This is a genomic window from Streptomyces sp. NPDC093510 (assembly GCF_040683555.1).
Classification (GTDB): Bacteria; Actinomycetota; Actinomycetes; order Streptomycetales; family Streptomycetaceae; genus Streptomyces.
This window is the reverse complement of the sequence record NZ_JBFBEE010000006.1, coordinates 395,172-401,765: the sequence shown is the minus strand read 5'-3', so window position 1 is coordinate 401,765 and position 6,594 is coordinate 395,172. Positions and strand designations below refer to the sequence as shown.

At 71.1% G+C, this 6,594-nt stretch carries 4 protein-coding genes and 1 pseudogene; 2 read left to right on the top strand and 3 right to left on the bottom strand.

Translation table 11 applies throughout. The features are described 5' to 3' along the window. Nucleotides 1–86: 86 nt before the first annotated feature. Together AB0N81_RS12915 and AB0N81_RS12910 are read right to left on the bottom strand one after the other, a co-directional pair. Entirely contained in the window at nt 87–3,500 is a 3,414-nt protein-coding gene (locus AB0N81_RS12915) for a S8 family peptidase (RefSeq protein ID WP_365357816.1), read from the bottom strand. 231 nt (nt 3,501–3,731) lie between these two features. Then, nucleotides 3,732–3,929 (bottom strand): hypothetical protein, encoded by a 198-nt coding sequence (locus AB0N81_RS12910; RefSeq protein WP_365357815.1) that lies wholly within the window; start codon nt 3,927–3,929, stop codon nt 3,732–3,734. Nucleotides 3,930–4,104: 175 nt separating this feature from the next. Between AB0N81_RS12910 and AB0N81_RS12905 the strand changes: the two are divergent. Both AB0N81_RS12905 and AB0N81_RS12900 read left to right on the top strand, forming a co-directional pair. Then, nucleotides 4,105–4,495: pseudogene (locus tag AB0N81_RS12905) on the top strand (TetR/AcrR family transcriptional regulator); the annotation flags it as partial. A 160-nt stretch (nt 4,496–4,655) separates the two neighbouring features. Then, nucleotides 4,656–4,898, top strand: a complete 243-nt coding sequence (locus AB0N81_RS12900) for a hypothetical protein (RefSeq protein WP_365357814.1) — start codon at nt 4,656–4,658, stop codon at nt 4,896–4,898. Nucleotides 4,899–5,568: 670 nt separating this feature from the next. On the opposite strand, the gene AB0N81_RS12895 is transcribed toward AB0N81_RS12900, so the two are convergent. Beyond that, nucleotides 5,569–6,066, bottom strand: coding sequence for a hypothetical protein (locus tag AB0N81_RS12895; protein ID WP_365357813.1), 498 nt, complete (start codon nt 6,064–6,066; stop codon nt 5,569–5,571). Nucleotides 6,067–6,594 lie beyond the last annotated feature (528 nt).

Genomic DNA, 6,594 nt, shown 5'->3' with positions numbered 1-6,594 from the left:
CGTATGCAGAGCATCTGCATACGAGGGCCGGCGCCATCAGCGATCAGTACTTCACCACGGCGTCCTCATGGCGCGGCGGGCGCGCGTCAGGGGGTGAGCCGGTAGGCGTTGGTGATCGTCTCGGTCATCGTGTTGCCGGAGGTGTCCTTCAGGTACACGCGGTAGGAGACGGCCTTGGCCGTTGCCGGGTGCTTCACGCTCGCCGTGCGCGCACCGCGGGTGTCGGTCGTGACGGGGGCCGCTTTCCATGTGCGGCCACCGTCGTAGGAGACCTTGACGGTCAGGGTGGTGATCCGGCCGGTGCCGGCTGCCGCGCCGGCCACCTTCAGCGGCACCGTGAGCGTGCTGCCTGCCGGGGCCGTGCCGTTCAGTGCGAGTTCGGGTGCGAGGCGGACAGTGGACAGGGGCAGGTCGGTGGGCGGTTCGTCGGGCGTCTTCGCCGACTTGAACGTCCAGGTCGCGGCCACCTTGGTGCTGGTCGTGGCGACGGTGGCCGCGCGGGTGGCCTCCATGATCAGGCGGTAGGAGGCCAAGGCCGCCGGGAGTTCGGCGTTCACCGCGCCGGGGCCGCCCTCGGCCAGGGTGCGGCCGCCCGACTCGAGGCGGGTGAAGCCGCCGCTGGTCACGGAGCTGCCCGCGTGGCCGGCGCCGTCGCTGAAGAGCTGGACGTAGGCGTCCATGGCGTTGCCCGCGCGGCGCGCGCCCTGCCCCTCATCGGCGTTGAGGTCGGGCCCGACGACGGCGGTGTTGAAGTTCAGCGTGTAGCGCTTGCCCGCCTTGTAGGCGGTGGGGGCGGTGCCGTAGTCGATGGTGGAATCGCCCGCGTCGTCCAGCTGGGCCATGGACCAGCTCCAGCGAAGGTCCTTGGTGTTGACATAGCTCGTTCCGGAGGCCGGGAGCTTGAGCGCGGTCACCGGCTGGAGAGGCGGGTAGTAGTCGTTGGTGCCGATCGGGGCGGCGGTCAGGGTGCCCTTGCGCCGGGCGGCGGAGGCGCCGACGCCGTACTTGACCTCGGCGAGTTCGGCCTTGGTGGTGGCGTGCTTCAGACCGGAGAACCAGCTGCCGGTGCGGCTGAAGGCCAGCCGGTAGTCGCTCTTCGCTGCCGGGGCCTTCCAGACGCCGTTGTACTGGGCGTTCAGGGTCGGCGATGCGGAGCCCAGGCCCAGGGTGCGGATGACGGCGCCCTCGCCGAGGCTGAAGCTGTTGGCGATGCCCAGGGCCGTGTCGTCGTAGCTGATGTACGACTCGGTGAGACGCGCGCCCGCGTCGGGGGCGGTGACGGCGACCGGCTTGGCCTTGCGGGAGTCCAGCGTGAGTGTCGCCTTCGCGGCGACCTTCAGCTTCGGCTGGACGAAGACCGCGAAGCTCTTGGTCGGACCGTAGACGGTGCTCTCCAGCGCGTACGTGCCCTTGGGCACCCGCAGGGTGGTGAGTCCCTCCTTGTAGGGGACCTCGATCTTGCGCTGGGTGCGGGCGTCGGTGAGCGTGGTGGTGTAGTTGAGCGAATTGCCGCCGTTGATGTCGAGGTGCTTGAGCGTGAGGTCGTAGCTCTCGACCTCACGGTCGACGACGAGGCCGGTGCGTACCTCCTGGCCGTCCCCGGTGGCCAGCAGCGTGCCGCCGTAGACGCCGTTGGCGGTGCCGAGCCGGGTGTCGGCGGTGACGGTGGTCTTCGCGGTGCCGCCCGCCGGGACGGTGACCTCGGCGTCCTTGACGGTGAACAGGTCCGCCGGGCCCGGACGGCCCTTGGGGTCCAGGGACTTGGCGGAGAGCGTGAGGGTGACCGGCTTGGTGCCGAGGTTGCGGTAGGTGAGGGTCTTGGCGACCGGCTTGTCGTCGGTGTGCGGCCAGGCCTGCGTGCCGAAGGCGAGCGTGCCGGGCTCGGGGACGACGGAGGCGGTGACGGCGCGCGTCAGATCGACGCGGCCCGCCCCCTGCTGGTGGGCGTTGAGTGCGGGGTGGGGCGTGGCGGAGCCGGTCAGCGCGGCCTTGAGCTGCGGGCCGCTCCACGTGGGGTGCTGCTGCAGGAGCAGGGCGGCGGATCCGGCCACGTGCGGGGTCGCCATCGAGGTGCCCGACATGGCGACGTAGGGCTCGTGCTCGGAGTCGCCGGGGATCTGCGTGGAACGGGCGGCGGTGATGTCGTCGCCGGGCGCGGTGAGGTCGGGCTTGGTGACGCCGTCGGCCTGCGGGCCCCGGCTGGAGGTCTCCGCGATGTTGTCCTGCTTGTCGACGGAGCCGACGGTCAGGGCGGCGGGGGCGCTGCCGGGCGAGTTCAGCGTGCCGGGCTCGGGGCCGTCGTTGCCCGCCGCGATGACGAAGAGTGCCTTGCCGGAGAGCCGTGCGACGGCCTCCTCCAGCGGGTCGGTGCCCGGCGAGTCGAGGCTGCCGAGACTCAGGTTGACGATCTTCGCCTTGCTGTCGACCGCCCACTGCATGCCGGCGGCGATACTGGATTCGCTGCCGGTGCCCTCCACTTCGGAGATGACCTTGCCGTCCAGGACCTGTACGTCGGGTGCCACGCCCTTGTACTTGCCGCCCGACTTGGCCCCGGAGCCGGCGAGGGTCGAGGCGACGTGCGTGCCGTGGCCCATGCGGTCCTTGGCGTCGGGCGCGGACTCGGTGAAGTTCTTCTCGGCGACCTCGACGTTCTTGAGGTCCGGGTGGGTCTGGTCGACTCCGGTGTCCAGGACGGCGACCTTGACGCCCTTGCCGGTGTATCCGGCCCGCCACATGGTGGGGGCGCCGATCTGCGGCACGCTCTTGTCGAGGGCGGGGCGGACCTTGGCGTCCAGCCAGACGTGCGCGATGGCCGGGGCCGCGGTGCTGCGCGCGTTCGTACGGCCGCCCGTGTAGCCGGTGAGTTGCCTCCAGACGTCGCCCGTGCCGGACTTGGGTGCCTCGAACGCCTCGCCGCCGAGGGCGGGCAGCGTACGGCGGTCGCGGGCCAGGCCCTTGAAGGTGTCGCCCGAGCGGCTGTTGACGCGGCCCGGCCGGTACTTGACGATCAGCGGCAGCGAGGTGCGGTGGGCGTCGTCGTACTTGTCCCTGACCAGCCGTGTGACGTCGAAGAGCCGTCGGTCCAGCCGGCCCGCGCTGATCAGCGACTGGGCGTCCTGCGGCACGACGTAGGTGTGGCCGGCCTCGCGCCGTACCGCGATCGCGACCTCCTCGCGGCCCTCGCCGCGGATCAGCCGGACGACCTGCTTGCCTCCCGCCCGCACGACCACCCGGTCGCCGGTCACCAACGTGACGGTGGTCGTCTTCCCGCCCCGCTTCTTGCCCTGCTTCTCGCCCTGCGCTCCCCCGCCGGACTTGGTCCCGGTCTGGGTGTGGGTCTGGGTGTTGGTGTTGGTCTCGGTCTTGGTCTTGGCGCCGGTGTGTGTGCCCGCGGTGCGGTTCGGCCCCGGCCCGGAGTCGGCCGCGGCCACCCCCGCGACCAGTGCGCCGGACACTACGACGGCTATCGCCGTCGTCCCCACCCTGGATATGAGTGCCACCCGATTTTGCCTGTCTTGTGAGCGTGCCTGATGTGGTCGCCCATAACACGTGATCTTGGAGGCGTTTGGTTCTGGGGAGGCGGAAGATGTTTCTGAGACATTGCCGGGAATGGCGGTTGACGTGCCGCCAGAGGCGGTCAAGTCCCCCTAAATGAGGGCGTTTGCCGTCGACCCGCGCGGGGCCGGCGGGGTCGCGGTCTTGGCGGCCTCGGCGGTCTCGGCGCGTTCCGGTCACATGGCCAGGTCCAGCCACTCCCCCACGGCCAGCACGTGTGCGCGCCCTCCGGCGTGCGTGCGGAACTCCTTCTCCGGGTCGGCGACCTCGACGTAGCCCGCGATCTTGTCCGGCCGCTCCGCCTCGTAGTGCATCGGCACCGCGTACCGGGCGCCGAGGATCTCCGCGGCCGCCGCGGCCTTCCACGGGTCCATCGCGCGGGCAGCGGGCTCGGCGCCTGCAGGTGCGGCGCGTCGACCACCGCGCCGTTGGCGGGCAGGAACACCGCGCCGAACGGGCTGAACCGGCGCGCGATGAGCCACCAGGAGCCGTGGAACATCGTGTCGCCGCCGTGCAAGACCCGCCGGCCGTCGGCCTGGACCACCCAGTCGGGGGGTCGAGCCCGCCCTGGCCGAGCCGCCCGGACTTGGGCGGCTGCGCGCGGTGTGCGCCAACTCCGTGGACTATTAGCAAGCGCCGCTGCTGCCCGGCGGCTGCCTGATGGCCGCGGCGCTCACCGAGTACGACGGCAGGCCCCGGCCGGGTCCGCGACGCGGTGGCCGAGGTGTGGTCGCGCTGGCGGGACCAGCTGCGGGCGGACCTGGCCGCGGCGGTGAAAAACGGCGAGCTGCCCGCTGGCTTCGACATCGATCACGATCAGGCCCTGTTCGAGATCGTCGCCGCCGGGCTGGCGCTGAACGCGGCCCTGCAGCTCCAGCACGACGGGGCGGCCGCAGGCCGGGCCCGGCGCGCGATCGAACGGGCCCTGGACCAGTCCTGACCGCACGCCAGGGTTCTCACAGGGGGCAGGTCACGTGGGCCGTGCGGTAGCACTCCGGGGTCCGTTCGGGTGGAGAGGGGGTGCTGTGCCGTTACCCGGGGCTGCTGCCGCGGCAGGTGACATAGCGACAGTACCTGCATATTCCAGGAGGAATATACTCATGCGCGTTCGCTCGACCATCCTCGCCGCCGCCCTCACCGTGTCCGTTCTGGCCGTCGGGGCGGGCGCGGCCGTCGCCGACGACGACCACGACCGCTACGCCCCGCACAACGAGCTGGGCTACAACCACAAGGGCTTCGCCGGTACGTACGACAACGTCGGCGGCCCGCTCGGCATCACCTGGGCCCAGGCGGCGGGTTACGGCCACGAGGGCATGGGCCACGAGCCCGGCGCCCGGCGCTGACGCACGCGCTCGGGACCTGCGGATGACGCGGTGGCGAGGTGGGGTTCAGCCCCTCCTCGCCACCGCGTTCTGTCTCGGGCGACCAGGGCCTCCCTCCTCGCGGGGCCGGCCCCCTGCCTCCGGGCGGGCGTCAAAGGGCCTGGTCGGCCGGTTCGTGGGGGTGGAGCCGGTGACGCAGGCCGTACCGCTGGGCCAGATGCCATAAGAGCTGCCCGCTCATGCACGGGCGGCGGCCCCTGAGTGCCGGTTCGGAAGCCTCGGCAGCCAGCGCGGAGCAGGTACCTGACGCGTGAGACGAGAGTTGCCGTTCCGGGAAAGCCTCACGGTGACGGCATTTGATGACGGGCTCGCGCGAAAGCGTCACGGTGACGGCATTGGTGACGGGCTCGCGTGACGGGCCGGGGGCCACCAGGACCAGCCGTAGCGGTGCAGGAGCCGACGACCGGACCCGCCCGCCGTCCTGGCAGACCTCACCGGGCCGGCGCGGTGACAGCCCCCTGCTCGTGCCCGTGCTCGAAGGGCTGCACATCCGGCGTCGCGGGCCGGGCCGGCCGCGTCGACACCCGGACCGCGCACCTGGAGGTCGCCTCTTGTTCGGGTGGAAGCGTTGTACTCGGCGCATCGGTCGCCTTGTCCCGGACGGGCAGTGCCGGCTCTGTGGCCGCTGGTCCTAACGGCCCTGTGGCCGCCCCCTCTTGCGGGACTCCGCTCGGTTCATCAGCAGGTTCGCCGCGATGCCGAGTGCCGTGGCTGTCGCTGCGGGCAGCCAGGGGTTGGTGGCGTGCAGGCCGGGTGTGAAGTGCAGGACGAACAGGGCGGCGAGGAACGTGTGGAGGCAGGAGGTGAGGGCCTCCACCGTCCGCCGGGTGCGCTCTGTGGGGCGGTTGAGCCGCAGCAGGAAGCGCACCGGTGTGGTGAACGTGCCGGCGAGCAGTCCGCAGGGCGGACACAGCAGGGCGGCCCAGAGCAGTGTGGCCGGGCCGTCGAATTCGATCGAGTCGCCGCACGCGGCCGTGACGATCAGGACCATGAGCAGCAGGAAGAGCGTGACGAGGGCCGCGATGCCGAGTCCGAGGCCCGTAATGGCGGTCGCGGTCAGGGTTTTCGCCCTGGTGGAGAGGGAGGCCCAGGTGGGCTCTTCGTCGTGCCGCTGGTGGTGTTCGCTCATTGCTCACCCACTCCCTTCTTGGTGCCTGCGCGGCTCCTGGCGCGGCCGCGTGTCCGAGGGGAATGATCATGAACGTATCGGGGTGTCCGGGGCGCTCTCCACTTCGCGCCTGGTGACGATCGTCACTGACGCGGCGTCACCTCCCGTACGAGAAGCGGCCGGTTCGCGGGGCGGTTGTAGGGATGCGGGAGTTGTTTCTGGTCGAAGCTCTTTTCCGGTGACCATTGCTGGTGGGGGTGGTACCAGGCGGTCCGGGGGGCGTGGCGCCGGTCCACTTGTCTCTTTCGCGGCAAAGAGCGGCGGGGATCGGGGCTGAAATGCCGGGCAACCAATGGGAATGTGTGTGCGATTGCGGTGGGGTGCTGCATAGCGTGCGGCGGTGACCCAGTGGCCGTGGGGGCTGCTGGGGTGCCTTCCTGAGGAGAAGCATGTCTTCACGCACCACAGGAACACCGCACAGACGTAAGCCCACAGGAACACCGCCCAGACGTAAGCCCGTTCGCGCCAGACGCGCCGCCGTGGCGGCAG

What these genes read in the sequence shown, in the direction of transcription:
- AB0N81_RS12895 (WP_365357813.1), bottom strand. Translation starts at nt 6,066, where the DNA reads ATGAGCGAACACCACCAGCGGCACGACGAAGAGCCCACCTGGGCCTCC.
- AB0N81_RS12910 (WP_365357815.1), bottom strand. Translation starts at nt 3,929, where the DNA reads ATGGACCCGTGGAAGGCCGCGGCGGCCGCGGAGATCCTCGGCGCCCGG.
- AB0N81_RS12900 (WP_365357814.1), top strand. Translation starts at nt 4,656, where the DNA reads ATGCGCGTTCGCTCGACCATCCTCGCCGCCGCCCTCACCGTGTCCGTT.